The sequence below is a fragment of the Candidatus Lokiarchaeum ossiferum genome, from assembly GCA_025839675.1.
Classification (GTDB): Archaea; Asgardarchaeota; Lokiarchaeia; order Sigyniarchaeales; family Promethearchaeaceae; genus Lokiarchaeum; species Lokiarchaeum ossiferum.
Map to the genome: position 1 here is coordinate 460,563 of CP104013.1, position 17,268 is coordinate 477,830.

Annotated in this window: 15 protein-coding genes; 10 read left to right on the top strand and 5 right to left on the bottom strand. The window is 31.8% G+C overall.

What is annotated here, in order from left to right; translation table 11 throughout:
- The gene (locus NEF87_RS02080) at nucleotides 1-441 is read left to right on the top strand and encodes an FKBP-type peptidyl-prolyl cis-trans isomerase (protein ID WP_371804730.1); all 441 of its coding nucleotides are present in this window, start codon (nucleotides 1-3) and stop codon (nucleotides 439-441) included.
- Nucleotides 442-592: 151 nt separating this feature from the next.
- Nucleotides 593-1,552 carry a hypothetical protein gene (locus NEF87_RS02085; protein WP_457918416.1) on the top strand — a complete coding sequence of 320 codons (960 nt, stop codon included), beginning with the start codon at nucleotides 593-595 and terminating at the stop codon, nucleotides 1,550-1,552.
- A 54-nt stretch (nucleotides 1,553-1,606) separates the two neighbouring features.
- Here the strand turns inward: NEF87_RS02085 and NEF87_RS02090 are convergent, their stop codons facing one another.
- From NEF87_RS02090 to NEF87_RS02100, 3 genes are all read right to left on the bottom strand, one after another.
- On the bottom strand, nucleotides 1,607-3,595 hold the full coding sequence (locus NEF87_RS02090) for a hypothetical protein (RefSeq protein WP_457918417.1): 1,989 nt from the start codon (nucleotides 3,593-3,595) through the stop codon (nucleotides 1,607-1,609).
- Nucleotides 3,596-4,197: 602 nt separating this feature from the next.
- Nucleotides 4,198-4,500: a hypothetical protein gene (locus tag NEF87_RS02095; RefSeq protein ID WP_457918418.1), complete on the bottom strand. Its 303-nt coding sequence runs from the start codon at nucleotides 4,498-4,500 to the stop codon at nucleotides 4,198-4,200.
- 248 nt (nucleotides 4,501-4,748) lie between these two features.
- Nucleotides 4,749-6,008, bottom strand: a complete 1,260-nt coding sequence (locus tag NEF87_RS02100; RefSeq protein WP_457918419.1) for a hypothetical protein — start codon at nucleotides 6,006-6,008, stop codon at nucleotides 4,749-4,751.
- 275 nt (nucleotides 6,009-6,283) lie between these two features.
- On the opposite strand from NEF87_RS02100, the gene NEF87_RS02105 reads away from it, so the two are divergent.
- Both NEF87_RS02105 and NEF87_RS02110 read left to right on the top strand, forming a co-directional pair.
- Nucleotides 6,284-6,550 (top strand): hypothetical protein, encoded by a 267-nt coding sequence (locus NEF87_RS02105; protein WP_371804735.1) that lies wholly within the window; start codon nucleotides 6,284-6,286, stop codon nucleotides 6,548-6,550.
- A gap of 160 nt (nucleotides 6,551-6,710) precedes the next feature.
- A complete protein-coding gene (locus NEF87_RS02110; protein WP_457918420.1) occupies nucleotides 6,711-7,646 on the top strand; it encodes a protein kinase domain-containing protein in 936 nt (311 codons plus the stop codon).
- A gap of 51 nt (nucleotides 7,647-7,697) precedes the next feature.
- On the opposite strand, the gene NEF87_RS02115 is transcribed toward NEF87_RS02110, so the two are convergent.
- On the bottom strand, nucleotides 7,698-8,120 hold the full coding sequence (locus NEF87_RS02115) for a hypothetical protein (RefSeq protein ID WP_371804737.1): 423 nt from the start codon (nucleotides 8,118-8,120) through the stop codon (nucleotides 7,698-7,700).
- A 121-nt stretch (nucleotides 8,121-8,241) separates the two neighbouring features.
- Nucleotides 8,242-9,747, bottom strand: coding sequence for an MFS transporter (locus NEF87_RS02120; protein ID WP_457918421.1), 1,506 nt, complete (start codon nucleotides 9,745-9,747; stop codon nucleotides 8,242-8,244).
- Between the two features lie 168 nt (nucleotides 9,748-9,915).
- Between NEF87_RS02120 and NEF87_RS02125 the strand changes: the two genes are divergently transcribed.
- From NEF87_RS02125 to NEF87_RS02150, 6 genes are all read left to right on the top strand, one after another.
- On the top strand, nucleotides 9,916-10,665 hold the full coding sequence (locus NEF87_RS02125; RefSeq protein WP_457918422.1) for an SIR2 family NAD-dependent protein deacylase: 750 nt from the start codon (nucleotides 9,916-9,918) through the stop codon (nucleotides 10,663-10,665).
- Nucleotides 10,666-10,924: 259 nt separating this feature from the next.
- Entirely contained in the window at nucleotides 10,925-11,983 is a 1,059-nt protein-coding gene (locus NEF87_RS02130) for an ATP-binding protein (RefSeq protein ID WP_457918423.1), read from the top strand.
- Nucleotides 11,984-12,158: 175 nt separating this feature from the next.
- Nucleotides 12,159-13,538, top strand: a complete 1,380-nt coding sequence (locus tag NEF87_RS02135; RefSeq protein ID WP_457918424.1) for an MFS transporter — start codon at nucleotides 12,159-12,161, stop codon at nucleotides 13,536-13,538.
- A gap of 245 nt (nucleotides 13,539-13,783) precedes the next feature.
- Nucleotides 13,784-14,818 carry an ABC transporter ATP-binding protein gene (locus NEF87_RS02140; RefSeq protein ID WP_457918425.1) on the top strand — a complete coding sequence of 345 codons (1,035 nt, stop codon included), beginning with the start codon at nucleotides 13,784-13,786 and terminating at the stop codon, nucleotides 14,816-14,818.
- A gap of 1 nt (nucleotide 14,819) precedes the next feature.
- On the top strand, nucleotides 14,820-15,950 hold the full coding sequence (locus tag NEF87_RS02145) for an ABC transporter permease (RefSeq protein WP_457918426.1): 1,131 nt from the start codon (nucleotides 14,820-14,822) through the stop codon (nucleotides 15,948-15,950).
- Between the two features lie 3 nt (nucleotides 15,951-15,953).
- On the top strand, nucleotides 15,954-17,267 hold the full coding sequence (locus tag NEF87_RS02150; RefSeq protein ID WP_457918427.1) for an ABC transporter permease: 1,314 nt from the start codon (nucleotides 15,954-15,956) through the stop codon (nucleotides 17,265-17,267).
- Nucleotide 17,268 lies beyond the last annotated feature (1 nt).

Here is a 17,268-nt window from a genome sequence, read left to right on the forward strand (position 1 = left end):
ATGCCAGTAAAAGATGGAGATAAGATAAAAGTCGAATATGAAGGTTCGTTTGATGATGGGGAAATTTTTGATTCTACAAAGATGCATGGTGGCGAGCCGCTTGAATTTGGAGTCGGCCAACATCAGGTAGTTCCTGGATTTGAAATGGCTATGCTAGGTAAAGAAATCAATGAAGAATTTCAAATTCACCTTGAACCAAAAGATGCATACGGGGAATATCATGCAGAAGGAGTACAAGCGATCCCACGAACCCAATTTCCCCCTGAAATGAATCCTCAAGTAGGAATGATTGTTGAATTACAACAACAACATGGAGATCACACTCACCCAATCCCAGCTAAAATAGTTGATGTTAATGAAGAAGAAGTAAAATTAGATTTGAACCATCCCCTAGCTGGAAAAGCCTTAAATTTTAAAATTAAAATTGTAGGAATCAATTAATTCTTTTTACTTCATTATCAAATGAATATTCAAATGGAGTTATTTTTTTATTGTTTTCTAACTAAAAGAGAAAAAAGAACGATGTCTTGAATGAGATTAATCCAGAAAGAATTTGGAAATGCTTAAATACTTGCTATAAGACATTATCAATATGTTAAAAAAAAATTACATTTATGTAACTAAACATACAAATCAATATTCAAAATATTTTACAATTTTAATAGGAATTATAATCTTTTCATTTCTGAAGGTAAACATTATTATATTGGAATCTAAAATATATAGTAACGATATTGAGCACATTCCAAAATCTGCATTACATTTACAACTTGTAAATGAAAGTATCCCCCATATAATCTCACCTGGAAATCAAACTTTTTTTGAGTTTGATCCAGAGAAAACATTTCAATGGTCTGTGTCCGATCCGAATTGTTCCTATTCTGCCAATTATTCCATTTTATTAAATTTTGGTTTAATGGACAACCATACTAATCTTTCTTGGTTTGAATCAGCGCAAATACATTTTTCTGCTGCAGATATTTCTCCTGGTATATACAACTTGACACTTCAAGTAAATGACGGATGGGGTGCAGAGGCTAACGATACCATTATTTTAACAATCACACCCAATGAAGCACCTACGATTACTGGGAACAGAGGAGTCTTTATTTTTCTGGATGAAGAATACAACGGCGCCCCAATCAGTTTGAACTGGACTATTAAAGATAATCATACAAATAATTCTTTTTATTCAATTTTCTGTGATTCTAATCCGATCCCGAACCATCAGAATATATCTTGGAATTCTGGAGACCAAATAGCAATAAGAACGTGTAACATAACAGAAAATGAATACACTTATGTTTTGAGGGCATTTGATGGCTATGGTAAAAATTCATCGTATATAGTAGAAATTTTTTGGGATAAAACAGGGTTTGTTGAAGAGATAGTAGAGGAAGTAGCGGAAGAAGTGTTGGAAGAAGTTATCGAGGAACTTTTTGATGGAGATGGGTATTTCCCAGGATATGATGTCTTATGGATTTGTTTAATTGGATTATCTACAATCTTCCTATGTGTTAGAATTGAAAAGAGAAAAAGAATTGTAAAATAACGGCAATAATAGGTGAAATTAAAAACAAACAATTTAAATATCAATAAATTGGTTTTATTCATCTTCTGAATTAATTAGAGCAATTTGATATAAATCACGAAATTCTTCGGAAAGCGAATAGACATAGCTGCCATGGGAGTATTGCTTTTGAACCATGTCTTCCCCAAAACTTTCGATCATATTATACAGAATCATTCCTAAAGCAACAGAGCCTAAATATCTACCTGACTTCTTAATCTTTCTCAACATTTGGCAATCAGCAATTCCTTCAGTAGAACTATGTAAAATTTTCAATATTTGGTGTTTTAGAACTTCACTTTGTTCAAAGAATTGTAGTTTTTCAATGATCATTGTTTTACGTTCTTGTGGATCCATATTTTGAAGTGAATTTTCTGGAACAAGAGTTGATTGTGCAATACTATTATCAAAAGGTGAATTACTTGGATTTTGATGAAATAAGGCAGAATTCAACTGGTTTCTATTTGTTTTATACACATCATCAGATTGGATCGAATTCATTTCCTGAGTGAATTTTCGTTGCACATAAGATGAAGGATCAGGTGATGATATTTCATCATTAGAGATAGGTGATTGATACAGAGGTCTATTTAATGTAAATTGACTTGTAGATTGGTTAGATGGATCATCAATTTGGCTTTGTGAGGGGTATTTTGAATAATTTGAATTGACATTTGAATTGACATTTGAATTAACATTTGAATTAACATTTGAAATGACATTCGAATTGGCAGGATAATTCAAAACATTTTGATTAAATCTAATTCGTCCATTTGAATCGTTGTGATCTTCAGCTAAATGATTTGAATCATTATTTTGGAACGTTTTTTGTTGGCTATTTCGGAAAGATGCACTAAAACGTGAAGGTGCTGTTGTTGTTTTATATTCATCATCTATTCGTGGTGCTTGCCTAATACTAGAATGCTTTTCAGTAAAATTATAGGAATTTTGTAACTTTTTTGACTCATTTCTATTTGTTTGTTTTTTGAAATTAGATGAACTGGATGATTTAGGAAAAACTAAGCTTTGTAAAGGTCTAGTTTGTTGCAAATTTTGACTTGAAATTGAGTTGTGGGCGTCTTCAGATGATCTCTTGTGAGATTTCGCTTGTATATTATGTATATTGGAATCATTCTGCTGATATTCAAATCTTCGGTTAGAATTTAAAGTAGAGTTTAACTTTGCAGTTATGTCAAAGGATTTCGGATTCTTATGTGCAATATGTTTTGGGTTAATTTGATTATGGCCTTGAAAATTCGAAGCGGAAGCAAATTTTTCGCCAGAATAATTCATTTGATTAATCTTGGGAGGCATAATTGGAGGTGGGGGTTGAAGACGTCTTTCAGAAGAAAAGTTCTTAAAATTTAACGAATTTGCATTTTGCATAGAATTTCGAGAAATGTTTTGAATTGTCCTACGCTTAATTAAAGAGTTAACAGACTGATGAGTATGTTCATTTTGATTGGAAAAATTATCTTGAGAACGAAAAGAAGCATTTTGAGACAGATTCAAGTTAGAATTTGATCCTAAGTTTCTCCTTTGGTTGATTTCAGAAACATTTTTCCTTGTATTTTGCTGAGAATCAGGGAACGAAGGATACTCACTTGGAGTTGAATTTTGATAATTTTTTGAATCTTGGGAAATTTCTCTATGTGCTTGACTGTACAAATTTGTGCGATTATGAAAATCGGATCCCATGGTACTTTGATTACATCCCAAATTTGAGGATTGTTGCTTACTAGTAATTTCCCTCATTTGAATTCTTCGGAGCATATTTTCTAATGCTTTATTCCGTTTGGATGGAATAGTGGGTTTTACTATTGGAGAAGATCTCTGAATTTTTTGTTGAGGGGTATTTTTATTTTTTAAAAGAGAATGTGATGTATCTTCCGTTGAATTGCCCTTACACTCGGGTTCTTGGAACATTGTATTCATAAAATAAACTTCATCACTTTTTTGAGGTGCTTTTTTAATAGTCTGAGTATAATCGAGCAAGTTATTTGATTTAGTTTGATACTTTTCCATAGTCTGAATTTCCCCTACACTCAAAAACAATGGTATGAATCTGAAAATAACAAAGATGATATCATGTAGATAATATGGAAATGTGAAAAAATTACTTGAAAAAAGGAAAAAAAAGAAAAAAATGGTTGATTGATATGCAGCGTAATGTTGTAGGTGTTTGTGTGTGATTAAATAAGATTTATTTTTGAATCTGTTTCAATTTTCAATCGTGAGGTCGTAGGATATACATTATTAGAAATATTGATGTGAATATATAGATTTCCAAATGGTAGACTGATTTTTTTTGTGCATAATGGTTCCTTCTTGTGGGTTTTTAAAAAAATTGTTAGTAGTAAGTGGAATGAAAATCAACAGTATTCCATATTTTATTATGAGTAGAATTGGTTTTGATCATAGTTTTTCACTTCGATTGAATGTTAACATATTTTTTATGTTAAATAATTATTCTCTGATCTATATATAGTGTGTATTGTATATAAATATATGTACTTTTGATGTGTATCTATGTGATGCTATTTTTTTTTAAACTTGATTTTGCCCAAAATAAGATTCCATAATTAAAACATTGAAATCTAAAAGATATGCAGATGATTTTGAGCCATTCACATATTTAAGAAAGAAATTTGCAGCTCAATGTTAATATTTGGAAAGTTCGGCAGACCTATTTTTCTTTTCAGTTGATAGGGAAGATTGTCAGTGATATGATTGGAAGAAATCACAACATCAACAATAATTGGATAGTAAAGTGAATAATGAAATGAAATAGATCGTATTCTGCAATGTTCAGAACAATATGAAGAAATTATTTTGTCAACTCTTTTTTTAATGGCCTTTTCAATGTGATCATTTTTTGCTGGATCATAATAGGCTTTATTATCACTCAGGTTGATCTTGTGTTTTAACATTTATTGCATATAAATAATAAAAAAACTTATTAAAAAATGTGTGGATTCTTAATAAGGTAGTTTCTTGTTGAACCTTGTTTTACAGTCTAAAAAGATTATTTAATCTCACTTTTTAAACGATAAGTCAAAATACATTATTTAAGTTAGAAAATATAGTGGAATGACGTAAAATAACTTATATTGGATAGAAAGGGAAGAGATAAAAAAAAGGAACATTGGCCCAAAATTGGTACGATCAATTAAATATATTATTCTGTTTCATCTTTTTTTTTTTTTCTTGAGAAGGGATTCTTGATTTTCTTTCCTATTACTTTGATTTTATCTCCTACGATTTTAACTCCTTGAGTAAATGAATAGTGATTTGTGGCCAATTCTCTAAAATTCTCTGAAGTTACGTAAAAGATCATCATGATCAATAAAATAACTAGCGAGGCTAAAGCAAACAATCGATGACTGACCACAGGAAGCCCAAGATCCACTTCAAAGAAAGTTCCAAAGGGTAAAGAAGCATCTACAGTTACATTTAATAAAATCAATGAATAACCTAAAGCAAATCCTATAGCAATTATAATCAATGATAATTCACCCAACATTTTTTCGATGCGAGCCGAAAATAATAATTTTTTCTGGAAAAAGACTTTTCGACCGGAATCAACTTTTTCTAAACGAGAATCATCAATACTTGCCACAGTATTCGTCTTACTTTGAATATAATAGAAAGCAGTAAAAATCAAGAGAAATAGTTCAGTAAAAGCATTTTCAATTCCTTGTGAAGGGGTGATTGCGGCAGAAAGTTGATAGGTTATGTATATATTAAATAACCCGAGAATAGCGATGAAGTTGCTTGTAGATGCATTTTTTTTTGCTGTAAAACCAAAAACTAAATATAAAATATTAACTCCAATTCCAATGGCTCCAATTATTATTGCATTTAAAGACATGTTTAGTAAAATAAGGGCTATACATAATCCAATAGAGCCGATGGAAACTAATCGTAAAATTCCACCCATAAATAAGTGGTCATCTGATTTTCCTGCAGTGAGTAATTTTCCTTCGATTCCAGTGAAAAAATAAAAGATGATGAAAAACATGGAGATGGACGAAATAAACACCCAAATTAGTAAAAAGACCACTTCTATTGCATCAAAGCCCACCCATACTTCTGGAATACCTATTACAAAGATTAAAATAAAAGCAACAATGATTCCAACAAACACGACGATTACTTGGAATAGATATTGCTTCCAGATTGCAGCAATAATCCCAAAAACCACGAATACAATAGCAATAAATAACCCCAAATGATATAGTGTTGTAACTAGAGAAAGGCTCATCCAGTTAACTTCAAATGAATATAGTATAACAGCACCGATATTGATACCTAAAGTGAGAAACAAAATCATACTAAAGGGCAATAAGCGTTTGGTCAAAAGCGTTCTAAATCCACCAAAAATTTGGTCGACGAAAAATTTTCCCAAGGCGCGTTCCACATAACTTGATTTTGACATAACTTGAATTTGACATCTTGGTCTAATATATTTTTTTATTTTTATCGATATCTTTTCTCTTCTCTTATAAGTCTTGTTTTTCATCCTTTCATAATCTTTTTACTAACTTCTCCTTCAAATTTCAGTTTCATTAAATATTCCTAATGAGAAAAAAATCTTTTAAGCACAGAGAATATTATTATTAATACGAGAATGCTATTTTGGTAAGATAAAAAAAATCAAGCAAGCATAAGATTTTTATCCAAAATACTCAGAATATTAAACAGTGATAATTTATGGCAAAAAAAGAGCTTTTTATTAAAAGAGTATATGAAATAGTTCAAGAATTGAAAATCCCCTTAGTGGACGAACGTGTTTATAATCGTGCAGATATTACAGATGCCAGATATGGATCCACGGTCATTTTTACCTTTGAAGAAGATGAAAGTGTGATTCGTGGATTTCTCGGTTTAGCCGAATATTACCATACAATTGTCTTGAAAAAGAAAGAAGTATTTTATATTTCGAGTGGTAGTATTCTTTTCAAATTGAATTCTAAATAATTTACTAGTTAGAATAGATTATATGATTTTTTTCTATCTATAACCTTCTTTTTTACATCCTTTCTCATAAAACCTTAGAATATTTCTACAAAGATAAATAAAAGAAGTCTTTCAACTGAGGAATTAGTTAATTGAAATATTAAAATTGGTTTTCTGATAAATGACATCGGATTTACTTAAAGAAGGGAGTTTTCTCAAATTAAAAGATCAATATTTAGTGGATAAATTTTTAATTGCAGGAGGATTTTCCGATGTTTACACGGGTATTCGAGTAAAAGATTCGAAAAAAGTAATTATTAAAGTATTACGAAATATCGATTTTGATGATCACATTCAGGCAGAGAATTATTGGAGACGGGAATGTGCGTTTATCGATATTGGTTCTTTTTTCTCTCCCTTGACTATGAAATTACTCGACAGCATGGCCGATAAACGAAATTTTGATCATTTTAAATTTATTCTGGTAACAAATTTTATAGAAGGGCCTGAATTTGGAATTTGGTATGAAAAATGGATAAAAAATGCACCATCAGGAATAGAACAGATAACATTTCTATTGAATTTTGTCTTTATTCCGTTATGTGAGCACTTACAGTTTTGTTCCAATCATGGATTAATCCATCGTGATTTTTCCACCACCAATTTTATTATGAGCACCAATAAAGATAATGGGCTAGTCTATCCTGTGATTATTGATTGGGGTGCTGGTCGAAATTTCGATCCCGCCACATTATACGATAATCCACCCTATATCGAAGAGATGGAAGGCATTGGTACTCAAATTTATACTCCTGGTTTTTCATCTCCCGAGGTTATGGAAGGAAAACCTCCTGTTCCACAAACTGATATCTACAATTTTGGAAGCATCATGTACTTTGCTTTTTCGGGGGGAAAATATCGTAAAAATGATATTTTAACAACTGATTATATACTCAATCCTCGTGAAGAAGTTGAAGATTGTCCCAAATTAATCGCAAATATTGTTAAACGTTGCACCCAATATCAACCACGAGATAGATATATCACATTTAATGAACTTTTGGAAGATTTAAACGAAGTATATGAACAACTATCGGAAGAAACTACGAGTTTTTAAATTCAATGAATTCAAAAATAATTTTAAGATAGATTTTAAAAAATTTTGGACCTAAGGCCCAGGATAGAAAATATTCCAGAAGGTTAAGAGTGCTCCAGAAATAAAATAGCTGAATAAAAACGAAATAATTGCTAACACTACTATAAATATAATAAGTGCCCCAAAAGCACCCAAGAAGGTAGTATTGTGACGTGATTTTAAGATAAATAGACCAATAATCAAAGAAATTATTGAACCTAAAAAGCTCAAACTTGGTTGGAAAAATCCCGTGGCAAATGTAATTAGAATAAATAATGTAATCATTAAAATACCGGTTATAAAAACTTCACCTAATCCAGTTTGCTCACCTTTTACTGCATTAATTCCAATTTTTAATGCTAAGGTCATTACCACAACTACGATCAAGAGCATTATAAGTACCATTCCAATGCCTCCAAGATCAGTGATAATTTGTTGAAAATCGATTTGTGCCATGTATTTTTTAACATATCGTTAAATAAAAGGATTAAGGTTTCGATAATACATGAATTGCTTGAAAAGGTATTAGAAAAAGAGAATTTATAAAAAAAACGTTACACTAGTTCCAACGTTGTCATTAATCTGCATATTTTTCTTGCATTTCTTGAATTTTTTCTTTGTCCAATTTTTTACTTTCACTTTCTTTTTTAACCCCAAACATTAAAATAATGGCAAAAATTTGCCAAATTAAGACGAAAAAGAAAAGCATTCGATATTGGTATCCTTCACCAAATATTGCAATATTTTCAGGATAAAGAGCGATGTATAAATCAAATTCAAGACCCATAACAACAGGACTTAAAATGGCAGCGGTTTGGGTAAACAAATAATACGCTCCGGAATAGGTTCCAATTTGACCATCAGGAGCCATTTGCCAAACCATAACAATGGCGTTCACAGAAATCAGAGCATAAAATAACCCTAAACAAAAAATGACTATCATAGACACAATGAAAGCTGATTCTTCAAAACTTTGGGTATAGTGCAATATTTCAACACATACGGAGAGTCCAACTAAACCAATCATGAATGATCGTTTTCTCCCCAATCTATCTGAGATTTTTCCAGCAGGTACAGCAAATACAAATAAGGAAACCGGAGCCATGATTAAAGCGGTACTTGCCATGGCGTCACTCCATCCAAGAAAAACTGTTGCATAACTGCTATAATATGTTTCAATAGCATTAAATCCAAAAGCACTGGCGAAGATAGCCATTAAAAGGAAAATAATACTTTTATCTTTACTCTTAAATAATAACTTCAAATAATCCATTTTTTTATGTTGAGTTACTTTTTTATCTTCAATTTCCCCAAGGAATTCCAAAGTTGTAGGATCAACAGACATATTATTATTTGAAACTTGTAAAAATTTTGTGCCCGTTGGAGTTTCTTTTATAGTTGTATAAAGAATAACCAAAGCGATTAACATAATAATAGAAATATAATAAAAACCACCAGTACGAGCCGCAGTTCTCCCTTCTGGAATAGATGTGTCATAGAAAAGTTCCATAATAATTGGTCCCAGCATCCCCAAAATAAAGGACAAACCCCCCATAATTTGAATTATAGCATTGCCGGTGCTTCGGACTTTCGGATCTGTAAGATCAGGCATTAAAGAAATCGAGCAACTACGATAAAAAGCCATAGATAAATTAAAAAATGTAATAACGGCGAATAACAATCCAAGTACTTTAACTTGAGGAATAATTGAGAATGCAATTGCGCCAAAAGTACAACCGATCATAATATAAGGCATCCTTCTCCCGTGTTTCGATTTTGTATGATCAGAAAGTACCCCAAAATAGGGCAACATTAGGATTGCAACAACATTATCCAAGATCATTATTAAGCCTACAAAAGTATCTGTCCCCAACCAATAAAACTGAGCATCTTGTAAAAACTCCCGTAAGACTATTGGCATCATAAAATTGTAGTAAGCCCAAGCGGTCTGAGACGAGAGAAATGCTAACCCGATCAAAAAGGTCCGCCCATAATTTACTTTTCCGGGCGTATTTGGTTTCATTCGAGGTGAAAACAATTCATTTTCTGGACGAGAAGGATTGTCCATTGGTTGAGTAGCCATAATATATCGTTGGATAAATTAACCTAAATTCTTTAAGGATTTTCAAGAAATTACTTTTTTTCTTAGATAATGTACTAAAAAGATGAATTTTTCCCAATTTTCTTTGGGAATGACCATTCATAAGTAATTTATAGGAAATCGTGTTTATGTATGTAGGGAATTGCATTCATGCCAAATAACTTAGATAATCTTATAAAAAGAGCGGCAAAAGCATTAAAAAGGGCAAATTATGCAATAGCATTTACGGGTGCAGGTATTTCTGTTGAAAGTGGCATCCCTCCTTTTCGAGGTCCAACTGGACTCTGGTCGAAGTATTCTCCAACCATATTAGATCTATATCATTTTAGAGATTTTCCCGAAGAATCATGGCCAACTATCAAAGAGATATTTTATGATTATTGGGAAACCGCAAAACCGAATCCTGCTCATTATGGATTAGCAGAATTGGAAACAAATGGAATAATCAAAGAAATTATTACCCAAAATATCGATAATTTGCATCAAAAAGCAGGTAGTAAACGTGTACATGAATTTCATGGAACATTGAAAACTTTAACCTGCATGGACTGTTATCATAATTTCAAATATGATCCCATTTTGCTAAAGAAATTGCCTGCCAGTTGTCCTGATTGTCATGGATTATTAAAACCCAATTTTGTTTTCTTCAGTGAAGCAATTCCAGAACAAGCAAAAATATCTTCGATTGAAGCTATAGTGAAAGCAGATTTGATTCTTGTTATAGGAACATTGGGAGAAGTTATGCCTGCTTGTCAATTACCTTATTTGGCAAAAAAAACGAACAATGCGACTATTATCGAAATTAACATAGAAGAATCAAATTTTACAAGAAAAATTACGGACATTTTTCTCAAAGGAAAAGCGGGGGAAATTCTACCAGAAATATTACACTATTTTTGAGGTATTTGGGATTAAACCAGTATTTCTATTACAAATGGTATCTGAAGGTTTTCAAAATCCTCATATAGTTATGACAATAAAGTCATTTCCAAAAAAGTCATTTCCAAAAAAGATATACAACATTATTAAGATTAAAAAAGAAAATTTCTATAATACTTAAAAGGAGGAATTTGTCAAACTGAAAACTCAATTTCTAAAAGCAGAACGAAAATCTATTGAAGAAATATTAGAAATTAATAAAAAAGTTATAAATATACCAATGCTAGAAGAAATATTCAACAACTTACCTCACCTACTAATGGTTTTGAATTCAGAACGGCAATTAATATTTAGTAATCCAAGCTTGCTCGATTTTCTTAGTCTAAAAGATTATCAAGAAATATTAGGGGATAGACCAGGAGAAATCTTTAAATGTGTACATGCTTGGGAAAATCCAGGAGGATGTGGAACTAGTTTAAACTGTCAATATTGTGGAGCGGCTCAAGCACTAAAGAGAGCTCAAGAAACAAAACTAATAGCCGAGCATGAATGTCGTTTATCACACAATGCAGATGGAAAAATAATTACAAACTATTTCAAAGTAATAGTCTATCCCCATAATATGAAGAATTTGGATTTTTACTTATTTTATATTGAAGATTTATCTTCCTTAAAACACAAAGAACAGTTAGAAAAAGCATTTTATCACGATTTGAATAATCTTCTTACAATGCTTCAAGGGAATATCGAAATTTTTTCTACTAATGGTCTTACAGCGGAGCAAGAAGAAAATTTCAATGTAATAAATAACATTAGTAATCGATTGATTGAAGAAATACAGATTCAAAAAGATTTAAGTAATGTTTTAGTTAATCAATATTCTCGAGGATATGAGACATTTTTCTCCTTACCATTTCTTCTGGAGTGTGAAAACTTAGTTAAATTTTCATTTGCAAGAAAAAAAGTTATTCTTAAGCGGGACAAGTCTTCAAGTAACATTGAATTATCAACTGACAAAGTTCTACTACGTCGAACGATATTAAATTTGCTTAAAAATGCCTATGAAGAGTGTAAGATGAAGGATATTATTCAAATAAGATGTTTCAACCAAGATAATGATGTAATATTTTGGGTTCAATCCCCAACTTTAATTTCCCAATCGATTAAAAATAATTTATTCGAATATGGAGTCTCTACAAAAGGGAAAGGAAGAGGAATTGGATTGTATAGCTCAAAACTTTTTGTAGAACAAATTTTAAGGGGTAATCTTAGCTATGATTCCAATACTGAAGAAGGGACAGTTTTTCGCATTCATATTCCTTCCTACTTAGAAAAATAATGTAAGTAGATATAGAGTTTTCACTCCCTAAAACTGTTTTTTTTTAAATCTACATTAATGAGAGTACTACAAATTACACTATTCCTTTTAGGAATATTCATCTAATGCATCATTAATAACTTCTTTTGCATTACCAAACTAGAACAACAGAGTTAATATTGGTTGGTGAAAAAGTATGACTTTAAGTACAGATTACGAAAGTAAATGGAAAAATCCAGAAGGATCTCCTGTCGCCAATAACAAAGCGAAAAAATGGAGGATCTTTTTAGGGCTCTCTTCATTCCAAATTTTAGCCATGTTTCGTCGTGGTCTTTTCTATACATATTTATCTATTTATATGCGCAGTTATTTGCAGTTAAGCGTCACAATCACTACACTATTTGCAACAATTCCTATGCTCTGTAGTGGTTTTTTACAGGTTTTTATCTGGGGAAGATTATCTGACAAACTACAAAAGCGCAGAACCTTAATTATCGTGGGTGAAATTATTGCAGCAATTCTAATTTTAGCAACCTATTTAATACATGCTCAGATCTCTGATTTTCTAATCGCAGGATTTGTAATCATTATTGGGTTATCTGTCACAGAAATATTTTGGTCAATGTCAAATATCAGTTGGAGTGCATTGATATCTGATCTTTATCCTTCTAAAGATAGATCCAAAATCATGGGCCAATTAACAAGTCTAGGTGGAGCCGGAAGAATAGTTGGTGCATTACTAGGAGGGCTTTTATATGATGGATTTGGAAGTAAATATCCTGGATGGGGATTTAGAGAAGGAAGTTTATTTATTATTACAGTAATTATCATGGGATTATCAACAATCCCTATGTTGCTTGTTCCAGAAGGGGGGATTGGTAATCTTCCTGTAACTCAAAAATTTGAACGAGAATTAATAAAATCAAAAAAAAACACTCCATCTAATAAACCAAAAATCCCATTTTTAGGTTTTTTTATTTTGTTTATTATCGCCCTATATGTATCTAACTTCGGAAGGAATAGCACTGAGGTTATTTATTCTCAATTTTTGGTTTTGAAAGATGGATTTGCCCTTTCAAGTCAATTATTAAGCTATGTAGTAAACATTCGATCTGTTGCGGTAATCATTGTAGGAATTACCATAGGTTTCTTAAGTAATAAATTAGGACATGGGAATACATTTTTGATCGGAATAATCATTGGCATCGGTGCTTTACTTCTAACTGCGTTTACAAATAGTCTTGTCTTTGTCTTCATCGGTAGTTTCTTCTTGGGCGCCTCAGAAGTAATTATAGGCGCCAGTTCTTATGCGTATGCCGCTCAATTAATTCCAGAAGAACATCGAGCGAAAATGTTTAGCGTGTATAATGCTGCTTTCTTCCTTTCTTGGGGGATTCCAAGTACATTAGTAACTGCGCCAATTATTGACAAAATGATTAACTCAGGAAACGCAGAAGTGTTTGCCTATCAAACTTCATTCTTGGTTGGATCAATTATTGCTTTGGTGGGCTTTTCATTCCTATTAGGCCTGGAGATTTATCGAAAAAAACACCGAATTGCTGTAAACGAAAATTAGGATCACATTAATCCATTTTTTCTTTACTTTTTCTTTACTTTTGTTTCTTTTGAATCATACAATAGTTATTTAGGGATGTTTATCATTGTGGTGATAATAATATTTCACACTTTCTTAGAGCGTAAAATTATAGTTAGTGTTTAGCTAAGAAATTTCGGAAAATATATCCACAAAATTTAAATCTACCTATTGTCATTTAAAAATTATATGTAGTTCTACATATCCATATAAAAGGAGGGAACTTGTTGTCAGACATAATAAACGTGGAGACAAACCTAGCAATAAATTTTGAACATATATATGTAGGCTATGGAAAGAAGACTATTCTTTATGATATCAATCTGCAGATTAAAAAGGGAAATATGGTCGCAGTTATTGGAAATTCAGGAGCTGGAAAATCAACTGGTATTCGCTGTATGACGGCTCAAATTATTCCGCAAAACGGCAAGGCATACACATCAGGAATTTCGGTTAAGAACCGCGAAGATGTCCAAGGAATGATCGGATATGTTCCACAACTTGAATATGTCTCCCTCTACTATGATTTTAATGCAATTCAAAATGCCTTATTCTTTGGAAGAAATTATGGTATCAAGGACGAAATTATCAAACAACGATGCCAAGAAATTATGGAGATTTTGGGGTTATCCCAAAAAGAATTTCTCAAAAAAAAGATCAAACTTCTCTCAGGTGGGGAACGAAAAAGAGTATCTATAATGATAGGGTTGATTAGTAATCCCGAAATCTTATTTTTAGATGAACCTACCACCGGATTAGATCCCCACTTGCGGATTGAAGTTTTGAATTTTTTACATAAGATCAACAAGAAATATGGAACCACCATTATGATCGTGTCCCACGATTTGGAATGCGTCGATTATTGCGATCAGGTTATAGTCTTCTCTGAAGGGGTCTTAGTAGACTCACGTAAACCACGTAATTGTGTAGAATCTTTACCGAACAAAGGATTCGGATATGAAATCACATTCGAAGAGCTCTCTATTGAACAAGAAGAAATATTAAGTTCAATTAAGAAACTAATCTATTTCTTACATATTGGAAGAAACAAATTCAAATTATTTGTTAATTCAAATACAGATTTTGTAGAAATTGTCCAAATTTTAATTCAAAAGGGATTCAAAATTAAGAAATACAACAAAATGGACTCTACTTTTCTGGATTATTTTCGAATAATGTCAAAATACAAATATCCCGCAATTTCTACAAAGATGAAGCATGATGCAAAAATAAAACAACCTAAACTAAATGGAGAAAATTAAGATGGGATTTGAATTCCAATTACGAAGTGTCAGAAATTCATTTGCTCGTACTTCAGCTCAAATCCATAAAGAAATCGATTGGTTTATTCATGATAAACTATCTTTATCAATATTATTTGGACTACCATTGATAATTTTAGGATTGGTAGGTGGGGGGGCATTTACTGTAACAAATGTAGCAGGAACACCTCGTGTTTTCATTTTGGATTTAGATCAGACGGAATATTCATTGGCTTATATTAACAGTTTTCGCAATTCTACCTATTTTTCAATGGATGTTAAAGATAATTGGCATGAGCCAGAGTTAGTTTCATATGAAAACTGTACGAGCATGATTTTAACTGACAGTTTGGATGCCTTTGTGATAATTCCAATGAATTTCACATCGCACTTGTTAAATAATAGAAGTGCTAATATAAATCTCACGATTGACTATGATTCTGAAACAGGGGCTTTGGTCCCGACATATTTTAGGAATGGACATATCGTTTATCAATCGGAATTTCAAGTTTTTAATAGCGAAATTGTATATGAACCTACATTTCGACCAGATGAAGAGTTTACTTTCATAAAAATAATCCTTCCAATCATTATTCCTCTACTTTTATTTGTTTGTGCCAATTTAGTTGCAAGTCAAAGCATTGTAGGAGATGAACCCCTTAAACGCATCCTCCTTACTCCTGCTCGAAAAATTGAAATTGTATTTTCGAAGTTTACAGCGTACGCTATCATGGGAGTAATACTTGCATTTGCTTCCTTAATTTTACTTAATGTTATTTTTCAGATTGAATTTTATTCATTCTTAAGTACATTTGTAATTGTTGCAGCTGTGCCGATATTCGGAGTATCTTATGGCATATTATTCAGCTGTTTATCCACATCAAAATTGCAAGCTGCTCAATTATCTTTATTTTCGTTTATTTTTCAATTTGTATTTCTAATATTTATCAGAGTAGATCCTTTAGTAAAATTGATTCCGGCGGAAATAATTCGTGAAACTTTTACCCTCGTTGCTTTTCGAGGAGTCCCCTTTACTAAATTATGGCTTCAAATGGGACAAATTTTCTTGCATAACAGTGTTATTCTTTTACTATCTGTGTTATTATACAAACGAAAGAAATTGGAGATTTAAGAAATGGAACTAAACAATTTACCTGAGGCACAAGCAGATCAAACAGGTGATCAAACTTTAAACCCAAAACCAAGTCACGTAGCAAAAAATAAAGCAAAACCTCAAAAAAATAAAACCTTGAATGCTTCAAAACACCTTATTCACTTAAAAAATCGAGTATCACGAATACATTCATTGATAAAGAAGGAAATTTCTGTCTTACTAAGAGATAAAGTTGCAATTATACTGCTCTTAGTTCTCCCAACATCTGTAATACTGTTAACTCACTTCATGAACGGAGATCAAAATGTTAATGCTAATGTTGGTTCTGGAGAAAATGCCATGGGAAGTATGGGATTTACTTTCTCAGTCCCAAAAATTGGAATTATTGACCGTGATAACTCAGACGGGTATTATGGAGCAGATTTATCAGCACAATTTGCCCAAAATTTTGAAATTCTTGAAGAAAATGACCAATGTGTTTTAATCAGAGGCTATACTCAAAATGAATATGAAGAAATGCTGGGAGAAGGGACTTTAAATGGCTATATTGTCATAAATACAGGTTTTGAATATAATTTATCGACTCATTTTGTTGCAATGTTTGATATATTTGTAGATTCCTATGATCAATTTGTAATGCAAGATGTTTTCAACGTTGTTGATAATGCGGTGTCCCTTTTAAAGAAAGACTTCAATTTTACAGGCGCAATAAGCATCAATACGGACTATGTCAATGTTCCAGAAACTGCAGGAGGTTTACGATCAATTTCAGCATTTTTCTATCCACTATTAGTTATGGCTCTTCCCATTCTCATCCAATCTCAATCTTTGATCGGAGATTTACCTAAAGATCGAATGGTTTTAACCCCCACAAATAAAGGAGAGATCTTACTTTCCAAATATATGGGAGGAATCATTGTTAACTCAAGCCTCTCATTTGTTGTTACTTTTGTATCCATAGGTTTGGGATTAAAAGCAGATGCGGGTTGGTTTGTTTATTTAATGCTAATGATAATTACAGTCATTATGGCAATATCCTTCGGTCTTTTAATTTCCGCAATTTCTAAAACCAGTTTGCAAGGTTTCCAATATGCACTTATCGTAATCATTATGCAAGAGATGTTAATGCTGTTTATATCCAATGATAATTTTCTATCCGTTTTTCCTCTATATTGTGTGCAAGAACTGTATCGTGTTGGGGTTTTAAAAGGAATTCCTCTATTTTCTCTAACAAATTCAATAGGTATCCCTTATCTTGTAATTTTATTAATCGAAATCATTATGTTAGTTGGTCTTTCTTATCTATTCTATAAAAAATCACGGAGTGTTATTTAAA

Excerpts from the sequence above, each read along its gene's own strand:
- NEF87_RS02080 (WP_371804730.1), top strand. The coding sequence starts at position 1 with ATGCCAGTAAAAGATGGAGATAAGATAAAAGTCGAATATGAAGGTTCG.
- NEF87_RS02085 (WP_457918416.1), top strand. The coding sequence starts at position 593 with ATGTTAAAAAAAAATTACATTTATGTAACTAAACATACAAATCAATAT.
- NEF87_RS02090 (WP_457918417.1), bottom strand. The coding sequence starts at position 3,595 with ATGGAAAAGTATCAAACTAAATCAAATAACTTGCTCGATTATACTCAG.
- NEF87_RS02095 (WP_457918418.1), bottom strand. The coding sequence starts at position 4,500 with ATGTTAAAACACAAGATCAACCTGAGTGATAATAAAGCCTATTATGAT.
- NEF87_RS02100 (WP_457918419.1), bottom strand. The coding sequence starts at position 6,008 with ATGTCAAAATCAAGTTATGTGGAACGCGCCTTGGGAAAATTTTTCGTC.
- NEF87_RS02105 (WP_371804735.1), top strand. The coding sequence starts at position 6,284 with ATGGCAAAAAAAGAGCTTTTTATTAAAAGAGTATATGAAATAGTTCAA.
- NEF87_RS02110 (WP_457918420.1), top strand. The coding sequence starts at position 6,711 with ATGACATCGGATTTACTTAAAGAAGGGAGTTTTCTCAAATTAAAAGAT.
- NEF87_RS02115 (WP_371804737.1), bottom strand. The coding sequence starts at position 8,120 with ATGGCACAAATCGATTTTCAACAAATTATCACTGATCTTGGAGGCATT.
- NEF87_RS02120 (WP_457918421.1), bottom strand. The coding sequence starts at position 9,747 with ATGGCTACTCAACCAATGGACAATCCTTCTCGTCCAGAAAATGAATTG.
- NEF87_RS02125 (WP_457918422.1), top strand. The coding sequence starts at position 9,916 with ATGCCAAATAACTTAGATAATCTTATAAAAAGAGCGGCAAAAGCATTA.
- NEF87_RS02130 (WP_457918423.1), top strand. The coding sequence starts at position 10,925 with ATGCTAGAAGAAATATTCAACAACTTACCTCACCTACTAATGGTTTTG.
- NEF87_RS02135 (WP_457918424.1), top strand. The coding sequence starts at position 12,159 with ATGACTTTAAGTACAGATTACGAAAGTAAATGGAAAAATCCAGAAGGA.
- NEF87_RS02145 (WP_457918426.1), top strand. The coding sequence starts at position 14,820 with ATGGGATTTGAATTCCAATTACGAAGTGTCAGAAATTCATTTGCTCGT.
- NEF87_RS02150 (WP_457918427.1), top strand. The coding sequence starts at position 15,954 with ATGGAACTAAACAATTTACCTGAGGCACAAGCAGATCAAACAGGTGAT.